Origin of the sequence: Marinomonas spartinae (genome assembly GCF_900089775.1) — a bacterium.
GTDB lineage: Bacteria > Pseudomonadota > Gammaproteobacteria > Pseudomonadales > Marinomonadaceae > Marinomonas > Marinomonas spartinae.
The window spans coordinates 1-18,769 of sequence record NZ_FLOB01000003.1; the positions used below are offsets into that span (position 1 = coordinate 1).

20 protein-coding genes are annotated in these 18,769 nt (G+C 44.3%); 2 read left to right on the forward strand and 18 right to left on the reverse strand.

The window, feature by feature from the left end; all coding sequences use genetic code 11:
* Positions 1-135: 135 nt before the first annotated feature.
* The 16 genes from MSP8886_RS07745 to MSP8886_RS07810 form a co-directional block, all read right to left on the reverse strand.
* The gene (locus tag MSP8886_RS07745; protein ID WP_067014590.1) at positions 136-1,308 is read right to left on the reverse strand and encodes an O-succinylhomoserine sulfhydrylase; all 1,173 of its coding nucleotides are present in this window, start codon (positions 1,306-1,308) and stop codon (positions 136-138) included.
* Between the two features lie 289 nt (positions 1,309-1,597).
* Complete coding sequence (gene purF / locus MSP8886_RS07750; RefSeq protein WP_067014602.1) at positions 1,598-3,109, reverse strand: amidophosphoribosyltransferase; 1,512 nt, start codon at positions 3,107-3,109, stop codon at positions 1,598-1,600.
* An 83-nt stretch (positions 3,110-3,192) separates the two neighbouring features.
* Positions 3,193-3,726, reverse strand: a complete 534-nt coding sequence (locus tag MSP8886_RS07755; protein WP_067014606.1) for a CvpA family protein — start codon at positions 3,724-3,726, stop codon at positions 3,193-3,195.
* 44 nt (positions 3,727-3,770) lie between these two features.
* Positions 3,771-4,424 (reverse strand): SPOR domain-containing protein, encoded by a 654-nt coding sequence (locus tag MSP8886_RS07760; protein ID WP_067014609.1) that lies wholly within the window; start codon positions 4,422-4,424, stop codon positions 3,771-3,773.
* On the reverse strand, positions 4,418-5,701 hold the full coding sequence (gene folC, locus MSP8886_RS07765) for a bifunctional tetrahydrofolate synthase/dihydrofolate synthase (RefSeq protein WP_067014612.1): 1,284 nt from the start codon (positions 5,699-5,701) through the stop codon (positions 4,418-4,420). The genes MSP8886_RS07760 and folC overlap by 7 nt, the downstream gene beginning before the upstream one ends.
* A 4-nt stretch (positions 5,702-5,705) precedes the next feature.
* Complete coding sequence (gene accD / locus MSP8886_RS07770) at positions 5,706-6,569, reverse strand: acetyl-CoA carboxylase, carboxyltransferase subunit beta (RefSeq protein WP_067014615.1); 864 nt, start codon at positions 6,567-6,569, stop codon at positions 5,706-5,708.
* A gap of 23 nt (positions 6,570-6,592) precedes the next feature.
* Positions 6,593-7,414 carry a tryptophan synthase subunit alpha gene (trpA, locus tag MSP8886_RS07775; RefSeq protein ID WP_067014617.1) on the reverse strand — a complete coding sequence of 274 codons (822 nt, stop codon included), beginning with the start codon at positions 7,412-7,414 and terminating at the stop codon, positions 6,593-6,595.
* On the reverse strand, positions 7,411-8,622 hold the full coding sequence (gene trpB, locus MSP8886_RS07780) for a tryptophan synthase subunit beta (protein WP_067014620.1): 1,212 nt from the start codon (positions 8,620-8,622) through the stop codon (positions 7,411-7,413). Before trpB ends, trpA begins: the two co-directional genes overlap by 4 nt.
* The gene (locus tag MSP8886_RS07785; RefSeq protein WP_067014622.1) at positions 8,615-9,232 is read right to left on the reverse strand and encodes a phosphoribosylanthranilate isomerase; all 618 of its coding nucleotides are present in this window, start codon (positions 9,230-9,232) and stop codon (positions 8,615-8,617) included. The genes trpB and MSP8886_RS07785 overlap by 8 nt, the downstream gene beginning before the upstream one ends.
* Entirely contained in the window at positions 9,229-10,134 is a 906-nt protein-coding gene (gene truA / locus MSP8886_RS07790) for a tRNA pseudouridine(38-40) synthase TruA (RefSeq protein WP_083200872.1), read from the reverse strand. The genes MSP8886_RS07785 and truA overlap by 4 nt, the downstream gene beginning before the upstream one ends.
* Positions 10,127-12,454, reverse strand: coding sequence for a FimV/HubP family polar landmark protein (locus MSP8886_RS07795; protein WP_067014625.1), 2,328 nt, complete (start codon positions 12,452-12,454; stop codon positions 10,127-10,129). Before MSP8886_RS07795 ends, truA begins: the two co-directional genes overlap by 8 nt.
* A gap of 361 nt (positions 12,455-12,815) precedes the next feature.
* Complete coding sequence (locus MSP8886_RS22325) at positions 12,816-12,992, reverse strand: hypothetical protein (RefSeq protein WP_175365287.1); 177 nt, start codon at positions 12,990-12,992, stop codon at positions 12,816-12,818.
* Positions 12,993-13,023: 31 nt separating this feature from the next.
* Entirely contained in the window at positions 13,024-13,122 is a 99-nt protein-coding gene (locus tag MSP8886_RS22790) for an HNH endonuclease (protein WP_245659059.1), read from the reverse strand.
* A 180-nt stretch (positions 13,123-13,302) separates the two neighbouring features.
* Positions 13,303-14,949 (reverse strand): chaperonin GroEL, encoded by a 1,647-nt coding sequence (gene groL / locus MSP8886_RS07800; RefSeq protein WP_067014628.1) that lies wholly within the window; start codon positions 14,947-14,949, stop codon positions 13,303-13,305.
* A gap of 57 nt (positions 14,950-15,006) precedes the next feature.
* Positions 15,007-15,297 carry a co-chaperone GroES gene (locus MSP8886_RS07805; protein ID WP_067014631.1) on the reverse strand — a complete coding sequence of 97 codons (291 nt, stop codon included), beginning with the start codon at positions 15,295-15,297 and terminating at the stop codon, positions 15,007-15,009.
* A 130-nt stretch (positions 15,298-15,427) separates the two neighbouring features.
* Complete coding sequence (locus MSP8886_RS07810; protein WP_067014634.1) at positions 15,428-15,907, reverse strand: FxsA family protein; 480 nt, start codon at positions 15,905-15,907, stop codon at positions 15,428-15,430.
* 49 nt (positions 15,908-15,956) lie between these two features.
* Here MSP8886_RS07810 and MSP8886_RS07815 point away from each other — a divergent pair, with 49 nt between their 5' ends.
* Positions 15,957-16,295, forward strand: coding sequence for an MGMT family protein (locus tag MSP8886_RS07815; protein ID WP_067014637.1), 339 nt, complete (start codon positions 15,957-15,959; stop codon positions 16,293-16,295).
* 76 nt (positions 16,296-16,371) lie between these two features.
* Here MSP8886_RS07815 and MSP8886_RS07820 read toward each other — a convergent pair whose 3' ends face one another.
* Positions 16,372-16,857: a YajQ family cyclic di-GMP-binding protein gene (locus MSP8886_RS07820; protein WP_067014640.1), complete on the reverse strand. Its 486-nt coding sequence runs from the start codon at positions 16,855-16,857 to the stop codon at positions 16,372-16,374.
* Positions 16,858-16,942: 85 nt separating this feature from the next.
* Between MSP8886_RS07820 and MSP8886_RS07825 the strand changes: the two genes are divergently transcribed.
* The gene (locus MSP8886_RS07825) at positions 16,943-17,887 is read left to right on the forward strand and encodes a ketopantoate reductase family protein (protein ID WP_067014643.1); all 945 of its coding nucleotides are present in this window, start codon (positions 16,943-16,945) and stop codon (positions 17,885-17,887) included.
* A 36-nt stretch (positions 17,888-17,923) separates the two neighbouring features.
* On the opposite strand, the gene MSP8886_RS07830 is transcribed toward MSP8886_RS07825, so the two are convergent.
* Positions 17,924-18,757, reverse strand: a complete 834-nt coding sequence (locus MSP8886_RS07830) for a CvfB family protein (protein ID WP_067014646.1) — start codon at positions 18,755-18,757, stop codon at positions 17,924-17,926.
* Between the last annotated feature and the right edge of the window lie 12 nt (positions 18,758-18,769).

The window sequence follows — 18,769 nt, forward strand, 5'->3', positions numbered from 1 at the left end:
GAAGAAGAACGACGGGTATAGGGTTTGGTCATGGGTTGGACTCCGTTATCGGTGATGAGATGAAAACGGAGTCCAGTTTAGAGTGCGAAAAGATGGGATGAAATAACGGCGTAGAATGAACGCTTACCTTTTCAGTTAGATCTGAGACAAAGCCCCATCAAAATCCGTGATAATATCTTCGATGTCTTCCAAACCTACCGATACGCGAATCAAACCTTCCACAATGCCCGCTTTGGCTTTTTCCTCATCGGTTAACCGACCGTGTGTAGTGGTAGCAGGATGCGTCACCAAGGTTTTGGTATCACCTAAATTACCCGTGATAGACACCAGATTGGCACTATTAATTACTTGCCATGCCGCCTCACGACCTCCTTCCACTTCGAACGACAACAGCCCACCAAAATCTTTTTGCTGCCTCTTGGCAAGCTCGTGATATTTATGGCTTGGTAAACCACCATAGTTCACTTTTTTGACCTTCGGGTGAGCCTCTAAAAACTGTGCCAATTTAAGCGCATTCGCTGAATGTGCGGTCATCCGTAGCGCCAAGGTTTCTAAACCATTAACTAAGACCCATGCGTTAAATGGGCTCATGCATGGCCCCGCACTACGCATAAAGGCCGTAAACACTTCCACTATTTCTTTGCTAGAGATCAGCGCCCCACCCAGAGTACGGCCTTGTCCATCAATGAACTTCGTCGCCGATTGCATCACGATATCCGCCCCCTGCGTTAAAGGGTTCTGAAGGGCTGGTGTTGCTAATACTGTATCGACACACAGTAATGCCCCTTTCTCATGTGCAAGGTCTGCCACTCGTTGTACATCCACTACTTCATACAATGGGTTAGACGGCGTTTCAAAATAACAAAGCTTGGTCTTTTCATCGATGGCATCCTCCCAAGCTTGATAATCCGTCGCATCTACATACACCACTTCCACACCAAATTTGGTTGTGTAGGTACTAAAAAATTTAACCGTAGAACCAAAGATGTTACGAGAGCATACAACCTTATCGCCAGCACTCAATAGGCTGTACGCCATGGTCATCAAGGCCGCCATACCAGAACTGGTTGCAATCGCCGCTTCACCTTTTTCTAGTGTGGCTAAACGCTTTTCAAACAATTCGACGGTCGGATTAGTAAAACGAGAATACACATTACCATTCTCTTCTCCAGAAAACTTACTCGCTGCTTCTTCAGCACTGGAGTAAGCGAAGCTAGAGGTTGCAAAAATCGCTTCACTATTTTCTTGCTCCTGCGTCTGACGAACACCAGAGTGAATGGCATTCGTCGCATCTTTATAATCAGGCATTCCTGTCTCTCCAACTTGGTTACTACTTATAACCCTACACATAATAATTTTATAAAAGGTCTATGACCTTTTATAAAGACGTTTTCCAGCTCGTCGGCATTAACCCCATAACTCCCACACAACCTAAAATGTATGGAGACTGATTCAAAAGCTAGAGGCTAAAAAGTTACAAGCTAAAAACAATAAAGCCAGGCTATGACCTGGCTTTATGATTGCGAAAGAACATGTCGCTAATGAAAACTAGCGCTCACCTTCCCAACTCTACATTTACCATAGATAGCTTATTTTGCTACATGGGATACATCATGTCACTGCTAGAACTCACTGCACTAGACGTTTTTTTAGAATCATTGCGGGCTTCTTGCAAACGCTCCAAATACGCGTCATCGATATCGCCTGTAATATATTGACCATCAAAGACCGAGGTATCAAATTCACGGACTTCGGAGTGTTTTTCATCGATACAAGCCTCAATCAAATCGTCCAAATCTTGGAAGATTAGCTTATCCGCTCCAATCAACTCACAAATTTCATCAACATTACGACCATGTGCAATCAATTCCGTTACCGCTGGCATATCGATACCATAAACGTTCGGATAACGTACTTCTGGAGCAGCAGAGGCAATGTAAACTTTTTTTGCACCCGCTTCGCGAGCCATCTCGATAATTTCTTTACTGGTGGTGCCACGTACAATAGAGTCATCAACCAATAAAACCGTTTTGTCTTTGAACTCAAAAGGCACAGGGTTAAGTTTTTGACGTACCGACTTTTTACGAACAGCCTGACCTGGCATGATAAACGTACGGCCAATATAGCGATTTTTTACCAAGCCTTCACGAAATGGAATATTTAATGTCTGTGCAATTTGCAATGCTGCCGTACGACTCGTGTCCGGAATGGGGATAACCACGTCGATATCATGATCTTGCCACTCTCGCTGAATTTTCGCCGCTAAGCGATCACCCATATTGATACGCGCCTTATATACAGAAATGTTGTCAATCACCGTATCAGGGCGTGCAAAATATACATATTCAAACAAACAAGGACGAGGCACCTTCTTCGGTGTGCACTGACGAACATGAACCTTATGGTTCACATCGAAGAAAATCGCCTCGCCTGGCTGAATATCTCGCTCAATAGTAAAACCTGCGGCATCTAAGGCGACACTTTCAGAGGCCACCATATACTCAATGCCACCGCTTTCACTCATTTTTGAGCCGTAAATCAGTGGGCGAATACCATCAGGATCACGAAAAGCTAAAATCCCGTAGCCCGTAATAAGAGCCACAACCGCGTATCCACCCTCGATGCGCTTATAAACACGCTCTAACGCATTAAAGATATCATCAGGTGTTGGAATCAACTTGTTTTCTGAACTCATTTCATGGGCCAAGACATTCAATAGAACCTCTGAATCAGACGTTGTATTGATGTGGCGCAAGTCGGACTCAAATACTTCTTGTTTAAGCTTAGCGGTGTTGGTTAAATTACCGTTATGAGCCAGTGAAATACCGTAAGGTGAGTTAACGTAAAAAGGCTGCGCTTCTGCAGAACTAGAAGTGCCTGCGGTGGGGTAACGAGCATGCCCAATGCCAATGTTACCATGTAGTTTTTTCATATGACGTGTACGAAATACTTCGCTCACAGGTCCATTGTCTTTGCGTAAGCATAATAGTCCATTATGACTTGTCACCATCCCGGCTGCATCTTGACCTCGATGTTGCAGGACAGTCAAAGCATCAAAAATAGTTTGGTTAACCATGGACGTGCCAACGACACCAACGATACCACACATGTATTAGATCCTCGTTTTGGGGAAATTACGTAAAATACGCAAAAAGGTTCTTCTTTGGGTGGTTACTCAATATAAGCAACCCGTTAACTGCTAAGAACACGATTTATGAGAGACGGATTGATTTCATCCGAGCTCTTGCCTAACATATCTCGCGTCCAGTCTTTTAATAACACCAATTGAGGGATCAGAGTCGAGTTTTTCCACATCTGAGTTTTTTCAATTGATGGGCTTAAACTTAGTAAAGATACAAATGCCACGACCACTAAAGCGCCTCGAGCAAAGCCAAACACCATACCTAATACACGGTCGGTACTCGACAGCCCCGTGACTTGTATTAATGAGCCTATTAAGTAACTCACCAATGCACAGATTATTAAAGTGGCAACAAATAAAGCGATAAAGGCCACTATATAACGAACTTGATCACTCTGAATTTGCTGAACCAATAAAGTCTGCATATTATCTGAAAACTTAACAGCCACAACAAACGCTACAACCCAAGTCACCAGAGACAATACTTCTTTAACAAAGCCTCTCTTCAAGCTCAACAAAGTCGATACAAGAACAACGGCAATAATAAGCCAATCTATTGTAGTAATAGAGTTTACTGTGTTCATAATGGTCTCCATAAAATCGCGAGGATTCTAACAGAAGCGAATCGCTAATTCTCCGAAAACTTCGTCACAATTCCTTTTAGACCAAATTTCTTTTTAATGTCATTCATGGTTTTCTCAGAGGCACTTCTTTCAAACTCCGGTCCAACATAGACTTTGTTAAGAGAACTACTGGTGATGCTGTATGCCGAGTAATTTGCCTTTTTCAACTTAGCCACCAAACGTTTTGCATTCGCTTCATTCGCAAAGGTGGCAATTTGTACCGTCCAACGAACAGCCATTTGTGGTTTAGGTCGGTTTTCGCTAGTTTGCTTGTCTGTTGATGCTTTTGCGGTACGAGACGAAGACGAATCGTTTTGCGCTGATTGCTTTGATGAAGAGTCTTCTTTGTTAACAGAAGTCTTATCTGTAGGTACAAGCGTAATATCTTGAGGCTGTTTTAGTGGAATGGCTGAAGTGGAATGTTTGTTCGTAACAGAGACATGGGTGACATCATTTTTAGACGACCTATCCGGCAAACTGCTTACGGGCTGTGTCGCGGCTATTTTTGCTTCTGGAAAAACGGGCGCTTTACTCACCTCTACCTGAACCCCCAGCTCAGGGGGACGCTGACCATCTAAAACTTGCGGTAGAATAATCGCCGCAGCGACAATCATAATGCCCGCACCGATTAATCTATGAGTCAAAGTTTTATCTAACATGGAACACCTTTTTCTCGATCATGCTGCAAATGGCGAGCATGTTCTAAATAGTCTGTAACCGTTACAAAAGAGCCAAATACAACCACGGCCTTTGACTCCTCAACGGCCTTGGAGACTGCTGTATCATATGCTTGTGCTACCGATGGGAAAGACTGTTTATGCGAATGATCCAGCTTTATATAAAGCTCATCAGCCTTTGCTCCTCGCACTCCCTCTAAATCCGCAAAATACCATGACGAGAATCGCGAAGCTAAAATAGCCATGACATTATCAATGTCTTTATCTTTTAACATACCACAAACAGCAATGGGAGCTGACTCAAAATCAGCAATCCGCTTGGCTAATTCGGTCGCCGCCTCAGGGTTATGGGCAACATCAATGTACACCAACGGCTCACTAGACACTTTTTGAAAACGCCCGGTTAGTTGAGCATGACGAAATAAGGATACCAAAGCCTCTTTTGTTGGAGACAATCCCATATAACTCAACACAGCGACAACTGTAGCCGCATTCTCAATTGGCAAGTTGGGGATAGGCAAGCCATCAAAGAGAAGCCCGTTACCAGACCAAGACCACACGTTTCCTGACCTGAAGTAGGAAAAATCCGTGCCTTTTTGACGCAATATGGCTCCAATAGCATTAGCTGTATTCGCTAACGATGCAGGGGGATTCACAACCCCACTGACAAGCAGCTTTCCTACTCGGGCAATGCCCGTCTTTTCCTGAGCAATCACCTCGAGAGAGTCACCGAGCCAATCGGTATGATCCAGCGCAATAGACGTCACCACAGCCACATCAGTATCGACCATATTCACAGAATCCAGTCGACCACCAAGACCCACTTCCAACACCCAATAATCCAAATTCGCTTCAGAGAAAACCCATAAGGCTGCCAAGGTGCTAAATTCAAAATAAGTCAGTGGTATGTCACCACGAGCCAACTCAATCGCCTTAAAAGCCTGACAGATTAGATCGTCTTCACATGGCTGATCATTGATTGCGATGCGCTCATTGAAATCGATAAAATGGGGGGAAGTATAGGTACCAACAGAATAGCCTTGTGAACACAGATACTGGGTCAACATGGCGCAAGTCGAACCTTTACCGTTGGTGCCCGCTACTGTAATGATTTTTGCGTTAGGCCTGACGATATTAAGCTTAGCTAAAACCGACGCCCCTCGTTCTAGGCCTAATTCAATTTCAGAAGGATGCTGGCTCTCGATATACGAAAGCCAGTCATCCAGAGACTTACACACAGTCGACGACTTGGATGTCATTCAATTAAGCCGCTCTATTCGTCAACATCGATAAAATATTGTAGAGGCGATCACGCATCTCGTTACGCTTGATAATCATATCCAATGCGCCCTTTTCCATCAGGAATTCACTGCGCTGAAAACCTTCAGGCAATTTCTCACGAACCGTTTGTTCAATAACACGAGGGCCCGCAAAACCGATCAGCGCATTTGGCTCTGCAACGTTTAAATCCCCTAACATGGCCAATGAAGCAGATACCCCACCAAATACAGGATCCGTCATCACCGAAATGTATGGAATGCCTTCTTGTTTCATGCGTTCAAGACCTGCACTGGTTTTCGCCATTTGCATTAAAGAAATCAACGCCTCTTGCATACGTGCCCCACCAGAGGCAGAGAAGCAAATCAAAGGAATACGTTTTTCAAGACATACATTCACTGCTTGAATAAAACGTTCCCCGACGATTGCTCCCATAGAGCCTCCGAGGAAGCTAAACTCAAACGCTACGGCAACCACAGGCATACCATTTAATGCCCCTTCCATTGCGACTAAGGCATCTTTCTCACCAGTGGTTTTTTGCGCTGCTACCAATCGATCTTTGTAGCGCTTAGAATCTTTAAACTTCAATTTATCCTCAGGCTCTAAGTGCTCACCAATCTCGTAACGCCCCTCATGATCCAAAAAGATATCTAGACGACGACGCGCACTAACACGCAAATGATGCTGACATTTTGGACAAACATCGAGATTTTTGTCTAACTCAGGGCGGTATAATACACTGTCGCATTTCGGGCACTTTTTCCAAAGCCCCTCAGGCACAGAACCCGAACCACGCTTTGATTCACTGCGCACAATTGAAGGTAAAAATTTATCTAACCAGCTACTCATTTGTTTCTCCAAATCCTTATTTACTAACTGCCGCTTTGCTCAGCATCCATCTGTGCACGCATTGGTGCAAGAATAGACTGTAAAGCGTCAGCGATATATTCTTTTGTTTGATTTTGATTCTCTGCGATGGCATCAACCAATACACTGCCAACAATCACGCCATCCGCACACTGACTCACCGCTGCTGCTGTTTTGGCATCTCGAATACCAAAACCTACCCCTATTGGTAAGCGGGTAACTTCCCGCAATGAATCAACGTGTTGCTTCACACTATCAACATCTAACGCTGTCGAACCCGTCACGCCTTTCACAGATACGTAATAAACATAACCGGAAGCAAGCGCACAAATTTTCTTCGCTCGAGCAGGTGTTGTCGTAGGCGATAATAGATAAATGAGATCAATATCATTTTCGCGGAAGCATTCTACTACATCTGTCGCCTCTTCTGGAGTCAGATCCACTAATAAAATGCCATCTACCCCCGCTTCTTTAGCGGAATGGGCAAATTCTTGGTAGCCAAAAAACTCAATGGGGTTTAAATATCCCATAAGAACAACAGGCGTGTCAGTATTCTGCTCTCGGAACTGACGGATAATATCTAATACTTTACGTACACTTGTCCCAGCGGCCAGACTCCGTTCACACGCCAGTTGGATAACCGGGCCATCAGCCATAGGATCAGAAAAAGGCATACCAACCTCAATAACATCCGCTCCCGCCGCAACCAAACCATTCATAATGGTTACCGTGTGCTCTGGTGTTGGGTCGCCTGCTGTAATATAAGGAATCAGGGCTTTTTTACCTGAAGCCGCTAAATTGTCAAAACATGCATTTATACGGCTCATACCTCAATCCCATCCAATTCTGCAACGGTTAAAATATCTTTATCACCACGACCCGATAAATTGATTACAATAATTTGATCTTTGCTCATAGTAGCGGCAAGCTTCATACCATAGGCAACTGCATGACTGGACTCCAAGGCTGGCATAATCCCCTCAAGACGAGTAAGGTCACGGAACCCTTCCATTGCCTCATCGTCATTGATGGCCACATATTTTGCGCGCCCAATATCTTTCAACCAAGAGTGTTCAGGCCCTACGCCGGGATAATCTAAACCAGCAGATATAGAATGAGTACCGATAATTTGACCATCTTCGTCGGCCATTACATAGGTACGATTACCGTGTAACACACCTGGACGACCTGCCGATAAAGGCGCCGCATGACGGCCCGTTTCGACGCCATCACCACCTGCTTCAACGCCATACATCGCCACACCTTTATCGCCGATAAACGGATGAAACAAGCCAATCGCGTTAGAGCCGCCACCAACACAAGCAACAAGCGCATCGGGTAAACGACCCTCCTGTTCCATACACTGAACTTTCGTCTCACGGCCAATCACAGCTTGAAAATCACGCACTAATTTAGGATAAGGATGTGGACCCGCTGCCGTCCCGATAATGTAAAAAGTATCATCGACGTTGCTCACCCAGTAACGCATAGCTTCATTCAAAGCGTCTTTTAACGTCTTTGTACCAGACTCAACAGGAACAACTTCCGCCCCCAACAGCTTCATACGGTACACATTTAAGGACTGACGCTTGATATCTTCTGCGCCCATGAAAACCTTACATTTCAGCCCCAAGCGAGCTGCCACAGTCGCAGACGCCACGCCATGTTGGCCCGCTCCCGTTTCAGCGATGATGTTTGGTTTGCCCATATGTTTGGCAAGCAAGGCCTGTCCAATGGTGTTATTGATTTTATGGGCCCCCGTATGATTTAGGTCTTCACGCTTCAGATAAATTTTCGCCCCACCTGCTTTTGCAGTTAAACGCTCGGCAAAATACAAAGGCGACGGACGCCCGACATAATGCGCTAGGTCTTTATCAAACGCCGCCTGGAACTCTGCACTTTGAGATAACTCTTCGTACATTTTGGTCAAATCATCAAGTGCAGACATCAAGGTTTCAGATACAAATGTTCCACCAAACTGCCCAAAACGCCCTTGCGCATCGGGTAGGTTTAAATCAATTGGACTATCACTCACATTTCGCTCCAATAATAAATTCTTGAATACGCGACTCACTTTTGAGCCCTTTGGATCGTTCAACACCACCACTCACATCCACTGCATAAGGAGCCACTTGCTCAACCGCCGCACGAACATTTTGAGGCGTTAACCCCCCCGCCAATATCACGCTAAAAGGTGCGTCCTTCGGAATCAACTGCCAGTCAAATGATTCGCCAGTGCCTCCCGGAACCCCTTCTTTATAGGCATCTAGCAGAATGGCACTAGCCGAGGAATAAGCTTGCCCAAGCGCTAAAATATCGCCCCCTTCTCTTACCCTTAGGGCCTTTATATAGGGACGATTATACTGCAAACAAGTTGATTCAGTTTCATCACCATGAAACTGAATCGTCCAACGAGCACTTCCCGTGATTACACGCTTAATCAAAGCGGATTCTGCATTAACAAATAACGCCACAGGCACCACAAAAGGAGGCAACTGAGCCACTATCTCATTGGCTGCTTGAGGGTCAATATACCGAGAGCTTTTTTCATAAAAAACAAATCCCAGCGCATCCGCCCCATGACGACAAGCAATCAATGCATCTTCAAGGTTCGTTATGCCACAAATTTTAACTCGACAGCTCATAAGACAACTCGATTATCAGTCGAAAGTATTTTTTGATCAGACGAAGCAGAACAAGCCGCCTCGTCCGTCCTGTGGTATGGCTTAGAAGTACAAGCCGACTCATCAACAACGGGAAGAAAATGCGGACCTAAAGTAGGCTTGGGTATATTGAAATGCTCTGGGTATTCTGCATCAACAAAATACAAACCAGAAGGTGATGCGGTCACCCCCCCTTTCGTTCTGTCTTTTGCCTCAAGTATATGCTTCGCCCATTCAACTGGTTGTTCACCTGCCCCAATGGCAATCAATACCCCTGCAAAATTACGAATCATATGATGTAAAAATGCATTAGCCCTGACGTCAAGTACAACATATTGACCAAGTTGCTGAACGGAAAAATTTAAAATAGTACGTATTGGACTTTTCGCCTGACAACCTACAGCACGAAAAGAAGAGAAGTCGTGCTCACCAACAAACGAATTAGCCGCTTCTTGCATAGCTTGAACATTAAGCTTCTTATACGTCCAAGTCACACCGCCTATTAAAATGGCAGGACGTAACTCAGATTGGTAAATAACATAGCGGTAACGACGGCTCAAAGCACTAAAACGTGCATGAAAATCCATATCCACATAACGAGCCGCAACAATAGATATATCAGGAGGGAGATGTGTGTTTACCCCCAACGTCCAAGATCGCTCATTTCGGACAGCCTCTGTCTCAAAATGAACGACTTGTGCGCTGGCATGAACACCCGTGTCCGTCCTACCAGCACAAATAATACTGACAGGATGGTTTGCAATAATACTGACTGCTTTTTCTACCTCTTCTTGAACCGTCGGCACATCGTATTTTTGCGCCTGCCAGCCCTTATAGGCAGTGCCGTTATACTCAACGACAAGAACTACTTTCTTTTTAGTCACTTGGGAACATTCGCTCTATCATACTTTTTGCTTCGGCAATTTGTTGTTCATTGCCGGATGAAACTACGTCCTCAAGTATAACACGAGCACCTTCATCGTCGCCCATATCCATGTAAGCTCTTGCAAGATCCAATTTCGTTGCCGCTTCATCACCACTGGCATCGAAGAAATCAAACTCTTCTTCTTCATCATCAACCGCTTCACCATCAGCTGCCTCGGCCTCACCAAATGATGGCACTTCAATATCGGCCTCGTCTTCTTGCGCTTCAGCTAAGGTATCCTCAATGCTCGACGCTAACGACTCATTCGGCTCTTGATCAAATATTGCTGACTCATCAGGGCCTTCTTCATCCGCTCCATCACTATCCTCAAGAAGATTGGAGACAAATGATTCTTCCTCAGAAAAATCAGCTTCTGAGTCTGATGGCTGCTCAGCCCTCGCTTCCTCATCAACCACTTCCTCATCGACAGGCTCAACGGTTGGAATATCCTCTTCTGGAGTATCTTCCTCTGCCGTCTCATCTTCTGGAATCGCCTCCAACTCATCATCAAGAGAGTCAAATTCTTCAGTAGCGCCATCTAACTCATCCAATTCATTCAGATCGTCCATCTGAGAGTCTAAAGAAGCAAATGGATCATCATCCTCTTCCTCATCAACTACTGACTCATCCGCAAAGGCTAAGTCATCAGGTAACTCAAAACTCTCCTCAGCCGTTTCATCTTCTGGTTGAGCTGGCTCTTCTAAATTATCGAATTCGCTAAATTCATCCTCGCCCTCTTCTGATTCGCCAAAATCAAAAGCGAAAGGATCTTCTTCTTCGATTTCTTCCTCTGGCTTAGCTTCTTCTGTTGCCACAGCAGCTACGGCGGCACCTGTCGCGGCAGCTGCACCAGCAGTGGCAGCTAATGGCGTAGCAGCAGCTAAATCAAACTCATCACCATCGTTTTTCGTTTTATCAGGTTTTTTCTTGCCCATACGACGCATCAACAAACCGATCAAGAAGCCCAGCATGAGTAGAACAACGGCTCCCACAGACACAATAATAGGGTTGCCAAAGATCTTATGCTGCCAAGAGTTAGCTTCCGCTTTCTCCTTATCAGTACGCTGCTGAATGGTCTCTAACAGCTGATCCACGGTATTTTTTTGTTCTTGCATGGACTGTTTCGCACTGGCAAGCTGTTTTTGAAGCTCTGCCATTTGCTGATCTTTTAAGCTGATCAATTTTTGTAACGTTTGAAGCTGCTTGTTTAGATCACCTAACTGATTAGAGAGATCCTGTTTTTCACGCTTCTCTTTGTCTAACATCTCCTCAGTCGCGGAAAGCTTACTTTCTAACTGAGAGGACTCATTACCACTACCCTCATTAGAGCTGGCATTCTTCTGAGAAAGCGCGCTTTGACCCGACGCTAACGTTAATCGGTCGGAATCAGAAATGGGCTGCTTAGACGCGCCTTTGCCCTTTGCTTGTGTATTTAGCTGCTCACGGGCAATAGGGGAATGTTTAGAGGACGCGGATTTAATGGTTTGCCAGATTCGAACTTGTCGCTCAAACTCTTCTTTCGACATAGAACGATTGAACAACGCAATCTGCTGCTCTGTCGGAATACGCAGTACGACGTTTTGCTTAAGAAGGTTGATATTATTCGAGTAAAATGCATCTTTATTTAATGCTTGAATCGCGATCATCGTTTGATAGATAGTAAACTTACTTGATGGTCGATTCTTTTCAGCAATACGCCACAAGGTATTACCCGCTTGGGTGAACGCATTGCCTTTTACTGGTAACTTGTTTGCCGCTTGAGATTCTTTTTGAAAAACACTACGACCATTATTGGTGGCCGAATTAGTAGCGACTTTCTGCTTTGAGGCTCGTGAGGTAACCGTTGGTGACTGAATCACCTCTTTTTGAGATTTATCGACCAAAGCCGACTGAGTCAACGGAACATCGTACTCTCTTACAACTTGTCCACTGGGCCAGCGCGCTGCCAGTACAAAATGCAGATCTTTGGATTTGAGAACTTTTTTCGACACCACATCAATGATTAAGCCTTTGCCATTGCTACCTCGCGCAACATCAAAGGATAAGTCATCTAACTCAGGAGAAGGCGAAAAACCCGCTTGACGGAACTCACCACTACTCCCCAACCGCACTAATATATCTTGAGGGGTCAATGAGCCAACATCTGATAACTCAATTTGCCCTCGAAAAGGTTCATCTATGCTCGATTTTAAAGTCAATTCACCCAGTTCCAGCGCATAACCGCTTACCGAATACACCGCACCAGCAATGGCTAAACTAACGAGGGTTTTCCTGAGCATAAGCTTCCCTTTCTATTCAAAAAATGGCTTTTATTACGTACCAAGTATCTTACACAGGTCGCTATTTATCAATAGCTTTAGAATCAATGGTTTGGACTATCGGCTTAAGAATAGAACAATGATCAATGTCTCACCATTTTAATCTATAAAAAACAACAAAACTCGCCCTTTAAACGGAAAAGTCTATTTCAAAAAAAAGCCCCGCTAAACAGCGAGGCTTTCTATTAAGCTAAGTAGCCTAGGGGATGATATGTCGGGTAAGAGAAGCTCATTACTGAGCCTCCCTCCCCTAAGAACTGTACGTGCGAGTTTCCCCGCATACAGCTCAAGCCTTTAGAAGTCTAGCGAGCTAGACCAACAGCTACTTTGGAGATGGTACAACACTGTAGCCAAGTCCTGCGTCACCTTTAACTGGTTCAAGTTTATAAGATCTATTGCCGACAAGAATTTCGTTTTCACCTCTTCTCGACACTTCAACCTCGTCCATTAAGGATCCATTCTCGATAAAGAATTTAATTCTTTGGTAATCTTTTTCCATGATACTTTCCTCAAATCAGCTTTAAACCAAATTATAATACACCCTTAAGGTGAAGTTTCCGATGACAATTGGGATGTAACAACACCAAGTTATCCAACTTGTCACTTCCGCCCTTATGACGCTCTACCACATGATGAGTGTTCCCATCCTGTTTCGGGCGTTATCAGTTGGTTGCAACTCGGACAACGGCGCTGTTGTCGTTTCCACAATGTAAAGGCTTTCTCCCCCCCCTACCCGCTAACTACACAAACAAAAAAGCCCCGCTAAACAGCGAGGCTTTCTATTAAGCTAAGTAGCTTAGGGGATGATATTACATCATGCCGCCCATGCCACCCATTCCGCCCATGCCACCCATATCAGGCATAGCAGGAGCATCGTCCTTAGGAAGATCAGCAATCATCGCTTCAGTGGTAATCATTAGACCTGCAACAGAAGCGGCTGCTTGTAGTGCAGAACGAGTTACTTTTGCTGGGTCAAGGATACCCATTTCCAGCATATCACCGTATTCACCCGTTGCAGCATTGTAACCGTAGTTACCTTCGCCTTGCTTCACTTTATCAACAACAACAGAGGCTTCAGCACCAGCATTGGTAACGATTTGACGCATTGGCGCTTCCATCGCACGAAGAGCAAGTGTAATACCTACGTTTTGATCTTCGTTGTCACCTTTAAGGTCAACTACTTTAGTTAGCGCGCGAACAAGAGCAACACCACCACCAGCAACAACACCCTCTTCAACCGCTGCGCGAGTCGCATGAAGAGCATCATCTACACGAGCTTTCTTCTCTTTCATTGCCACTTCAGTTGCTGCACCAATCTTGATCACAGCGACACCGCCGGCCAATTTCGCAACACGCTCTTGAAGTTTTTCTTTATCATAGTCAGAAGAAGAATTCGCGATTTCTGCACGAATTTGCTCAACGCGGCTTGTAATATTAGCCGCTTGACCAGCACCATCGACAATCGTTGTGCTTTCTTTCGTCAAAGTAACGCGTTTAGCCGTACCTAGCTGCTCTAAAGTAGCGCCTTCTAGCGTCATGCCAACTTCTTCAGAAATCACTGTCGCACCCGTTAGGATAGCGATATCTTCTAACATCGCTTTACGACGATCACCAAAGCCTGGCGCTTTAGCAGCAGCAACTTTAACAATACCGCGCATAGTGTTTACAACCAAAGTCGCTAACGCTTCACCTTCCACATCTTCTGCGATGATCAATAGTGGACGAGACGCTTTGGCTACGCCTTCCAATACTGGTAGCAAATCGCGAATGTTGGAAATTTTCTTATCAACAAGAAGGATGAATGGGTTTTCAAGTTCCGCACTCATAGTATCTTGATTGTTGATGAAGTAAGGCGACAAATAACCGCGGTCAAACTGCATACCTTCAACCACTGCAAGCTCATCTTCAAAACCAGAGCCTTCTTCTACAGTGATCACACCTTCTTTACCGACACGATCCATTGCTTCAGCAATGATCTTACCGACAGATGCATCAGAGTTAGCAGAGATAGTACCTACTTGCTCAACAGCACGATTGTCTTTGCAAGGCGTAGAAAGTGCTGCAATTTCTTTTACTACTGCACCCGCAGCTTGGTCAATACCACGCTTAAGATCCATTGGGTTACGACCAGCGGCAACGGCTTTAAGACCTTCAGCAACAATCGCTTGCGCAAGAACGGTTGCGGTTGTTGTACCGTCACCTGCCACGTCATTGGCTTGGGAAGCAACTTCCTTAACCATTTGAGCGCCCATATTTTCGAACTTGTTATCCAGTTCAATTTCTTTGGCCACTGTTACACCATCTTTTGTAACAAGAGGCGCACCAAAAGATTTCTCAATAACAACGTTACGACCCTTAGGCCCTAAGGTTACTTTCACTGCATCTGCAAGAACGTTCACACCTTTCAGCATTTGCTGACGAGCGCCATCTCCAAATTTAACTTCTTTAGCTGCCATTTTTTTATACCTTAACTGTTGTAAATGCTATGAATCGTAATAAAACTGCAGGACGACTTAGGCTTCAATAATGCCGTAGATTTCGTCTTCCTTCATGATAAGCAGTTCTTCGCCCTCGATCTTAACCGTTTGACCTGAGTATTGGCCAAACAAAACAGTATCACCGACTTTAACAGCCAGAGCGCGCACATCACCATTTGATTGAATACGGCCAGTGCCAACAGCCAAAACCTCGCCTTGAGTAGGCTTTTCTGTCGCAGATCCAGGTAGAACGATACCAGATGCAGTTGTTGTTTCTTCTTCTTTACGTCGAACAACGACACGATCGTGCAAAGGACGAATATTCATTGATCAATCTCTCCAATTAAAAACAATACCAGGACTCCCCTGGCTGGATAACCCTACCGCACACCGAGTAGGAATCTTTAACAAAGTCCTATATACGGCTATGCAAACCGATTTCAACCCTTACAGTAAATTATTTTTTATCAATTAAGTCCTTGTCATCTTTGGATTCTTTCGAATACTCACCGTCAATTGTCTCTCCTTGACCGTGGTACTCATAACGACTGTAAGAGGTCCATCTGGACCCTTTTTTTACCATAGAAGCAATAAAGTTGACGACCAACCCCGCTGCAAACAGGCGGCGCAGTGGCGGAATCAACAACAAACCACCAATAGCATCTGTAATAAACCCTGGCATCATCAAACAAAGACCAGCGAAGATCAGCATAATACCCTCTGCAACCTCAGAAGCGGGCAATTCACCACGCGCCATTTTTTCCTGTGCTTTAAGAGCAGTTTCAAGGCCTTGATTACGGATAATGGTCACACCTAAAATAGCCGTTAGAAGCACCAAACCAATGGTTGCTAACGCACCGATGTGACTACCCACTTTGATTAAAACAGTCATTTCAATAATGGGCACGAGAATAAAGAGCAAAAGTGCAAATCTCATATCTACCTTCTTAAATATTATTGCTATACCTCATATCTAAGGACTAAACGTGACGAATCAACCAATAGATAGATTTAAATCTCAAGTCTTGCTTATATTAAGCGAAATTCCCAAGGGGGAATGCATTGCTTACGGAGAATTAGCAAAACTTGCTGGCTTCCCAGGCTATGCACGACAAGTTGGCCAGTTAATGAAAAACTTACCCAAGGATACTAAGCTGCCTTGGCACAGAGTGGTTAATGCTCAGCGTCGCATCAGTTTTGCAGAAAACACCGACGGCTATCTAAGACAAAAAGAGAGGTTAGAACAAGAGGGCTGGCTTATAGTCGGCACAAGGCTAACCAATCACACCCCCCCATCAAGACAAAAGCCCGAACAAAGCCAGTAAAGAAAAGAGTGTCAGCAAGCCCCGATTTTTAGGTACTTGCCGACGATTCAGCTTGTCTACAATAGACCAGCTCAAACTAGTCACGGAAGTTAGTAAACTGCACGGGTTGATTCAAATCCGCACCACGCAATAGCGCCATCACCTGCTGTAGGTCATCACGTTTTTTACCCGTCACACGTAATTGATCACCTTGAATCTGTGCTTGAACTTTGATTTTGCTCTCTTTGATCATTTTAACAATTTTCTTCGCTTCGTCGGTTTCCAAGCCTTCTTTCATTTTAACAGCTTGAGACACACGTAAATTCCCTTTGACTACGTCCTCTTTTTCCAAGCTTTTCAAATCAATACCACGATTAACCAGCTTTTGATTCAAAATATCCGCCATTTGACGGAGCTGAGGCTCAGCTTCAGTCTCCATCACAACACTGCTTTTATCTTTTATCTCATAGCTTGCTTTTACGCCTTTAAAATCATAGCGTGTGGTTATCTCTCTGTTTGCTTGGTCAACGGCATTGGTCACTTCGTGCCAATCCAGCTCGGAAACAACATCAAATGATGGCATTTTTATGCTCCTTAGCATTTTCAATGATAAACTTTGGCGCGATAATAACAGGGATTGAAATAAAACACCTAATGGAACGATGACTATGAAAACGACTCCTTGGCTTGTAGTTGGCGCTGGCGCCATTGGTATGCTAGTGACATGCAAACTAAAACGCTTAGATCAGACAGTCCATTTAGTTTACCGATCTGAAAAAACGGGTAATGCCATTACCCTTGATGATCAGGTGGATCCAGAGCACCCAAATGGCAAAATTGTCGACTACAAAATAAAATCTTTTTCTCCTGACAACCTTACCAAACAATATGACAAAGTTATTTTTTGCACCAAAGCCTTTGACCTTGTTTCGGCCTATCAACAGGTACAAGACCATTTAACTGACGACGCGGATATTTGCTGCTTATGCAATGGCATGGGAGCCCAACAAGAACTGGCTGCGCAAATAAAAAGCACGCAAACATTATGGGCAGGCACAACCAGCGAGGGAGCACTAAAACTCAGCAGCAATAAAGTGAAGCACACAGGAAAAGGCGATACCTTTTTTGGTTTATGGGATCAACAAACTGATAAAAAAAGCTTCCATCTTGAAGAACTTAGCGCGGCCAACATTCATCAAAGATTACTGGAGAAGCTGGCAATCAATGCGGTGATCAACCCTATTACCGCCTTATTTTCCATCCAAAATGGTGATGTTTTAAACGACGAATATTCACCACTTTTAAAAGCAACAATCAAAGAGCTTTCTGATTTTTTCACCGACCCAAAATTCGAATATTACCAACACAGTCAACACCTCACTCATACCAATATGACGAATCGTGTCACCACGGTCGCCAAACTCACTCATTTAAATCGCTCTTCTATGCACGAGGACATTCGACTAAATCGACCAACAGAAAACGATTATATTTCTGGCTATCTCGCCACAACAAGTAACCATTCCCTTCCTATCCAGGAAATGCTTTATCAAGCGATTAACAATCCAGAACAACGGGAAGAGACGAAAAAAAAGCTCCTAAGCATTACTTAGGAGCTTTTCAATGGGCCTATACCTCATTTCAACCGACTATTTTTTGGTGACCTTTTCTTTACTGAGCAGAATTTTCTGATCTTTATAAAGCGCACCAAGTGCTTTTTTATAAGTGGCTTTACTCACTTTAAAAACAGCATAGATGGCTTCTGGAGAGGCTTTATCTGTTAAGGCCATCTCACCACCTTGCGACTCCAAGTAGTCCATAATATCGTCTAAGATATTACGGACTTTCTTATAGCCCACTTCTTGCAAGCTCAAATCGATTTTGCCATCTTCACGAACACGCTTGATAAAGGCCATGGTTTTCTCACCTTTACGCAATTGGCGAAAAGCATCTTGAAAAAACAAGACCCCCCAAAAGCGGTTATCAATAATGCACTTAAAACCGATATTGGTTTTATCACCAATAATAATAGACACCTGATCACCTGCACGATAAGGCGCTTCTTCACGATTTAATAAAGCATCTACTTTGGTGGTCGCAACAATACGATTTGTCAATTGATCTAGATAAACAAACAATAGGTGCGTTTCGCCTTCTTCCACACGATTTTTTTGTTGGCTAAATGGCACCAATAAATCTTTTGGCAACCCCCAATCAAAGAAGGCACCCACCTGATTGACTGCAACACAGGTTAGCGCGGCAAACTCACCCACTTGAACCTTAGGCGTTTCAGTCGTCGCAATAAGCTCATCGTCAGAGTCAAGGTAAACCAATACCTCAACCTCTTCGCCCACTTTCAACCCTTTGGGAATATAACGCTTGGGCAATAAGATTTCCCCCAACTGATCGGCGTCTAAATACATTCCAAACTCTTTTTCTTTAATCACTTTTAACGTATTTAAACGCCCTACTTGTGTCGTCATATTTTTTCCTAT

Excerpts from the sequence above, each read along its gene's own strand:
- MSP8886_RS22325 (WP_175365287.1), bottom strand. The coding sequence starts at position 12,992 with ATGGAAAAAGATTACCAAAGAATTAAATTCTTTATCGAGAATGGATCC.
- MSP8886_RS07825 (WP_067014643.1), top strand. The coding sequence starts at position 16,943 with ATGAAAACGACTCCTTGGCTTGTAGTTGGCGCTGGCGCCATTGGTATG.
- MSP8886_RS07810 (WP_067014634.1), bottom strand. The coding sequence starts at position 15,907 with ATGAGATTTGCACTTTTGCTCTTTATTCTCGTGCCCATTATTGAAATG.
- folC (WP_067014612.1), bottom strand. The coding sequence starts at position 5,701 with ATGACATCCAAGTCGTCGACTGTGTGTAAGTCTCTGGATGACTGGCTT.
- MSP8886_RS07805 (WP_067014631.1), bottom strand. The coding sequence starts at position 15,297 with ATGAATATTCGTCCTTTGCACGATCGTGTCGTTGTTCGACGTAAAGAA.
- purF (WP_067014602.1), bottom strand. The coding sequence starts at position 3,109 with ATGTGTGGTATCGTTGGTGTCGTTGGCACGTCCATGGTTAACCAAACT.
- MSP8886_RS07745 (WP_067014590.1), bottom strand. The coding sequence starts at position 1,308 with ATGCCTGATTATAAAGATGCGACGAATGCCATTCACTCTGGTGTTCGT.
- MSP8886_RS07820 (WP_067014640.1), bottom strand. The coding sequence starts at position 16,857 with ATGCCATCATTTGATGTTGTTTCCGAGCTGGATTGGCACGAAGTGACC.
- groL (WP_067014628.1), bottom strand. The coding sequence starts at position 14,949 with ATGGCAGCTAAAGAAGTTAAATTTGGAGATGGCGCTCGTCAGCAAATG.
- MSP8886_RS07795 (WP_067014625.1), bottom strand. The coding sequence starts at position 12,454 with ATGCTCAGGAAAACCCTCGTTAGTTTAGCCATTGCTGGTGCGGTGTAT.
- MSP8886_RS07830 (WP_067014646.1), bottom strand. The coding sequence starts at position 18,757 with ATGACGACACAAGTAGGGCGTTTAAATACGTTAAAAGTGATTAAAGAA.
- MSP8886_RS07785 (WP_067014622.1), bottom strand. The coding sequence starts at position 9,232 with ATGAGCTGTCGAGTTAAAATTTGTGGCATAACGAACCTTGAAGATGCA.
- MSP8886_RS07760 (WP_067014609.1), bottom strand. The coding sequence starts at position 4,424 with ATGTTAGATAAAACTTTGACTCATAGATTAATCGGTGCGGGCATTATG.
- trpA (WP_067014617.1), bottom strand. The coding sequence starts at position 7,414 with ATGAGCCGTATAAATGCATGTTTTGACAATTTAGCGGCTTCAGGTAAA.
- MSP8886_RS07755 (WP_067014606.1), bottom strand. The coding sequence starts at position 3,726 with ATGAACACAGTAAACTCTATTACTACAATAGATTGGCTTATTATTGCC.
- accD (WP_067014615.1), bottom strand. The coding sequence starts at position 6,569 with ATGAGTAGCTGGTTAGATAAATTTTTACCTTCAATTGTGCGCAGTGAA.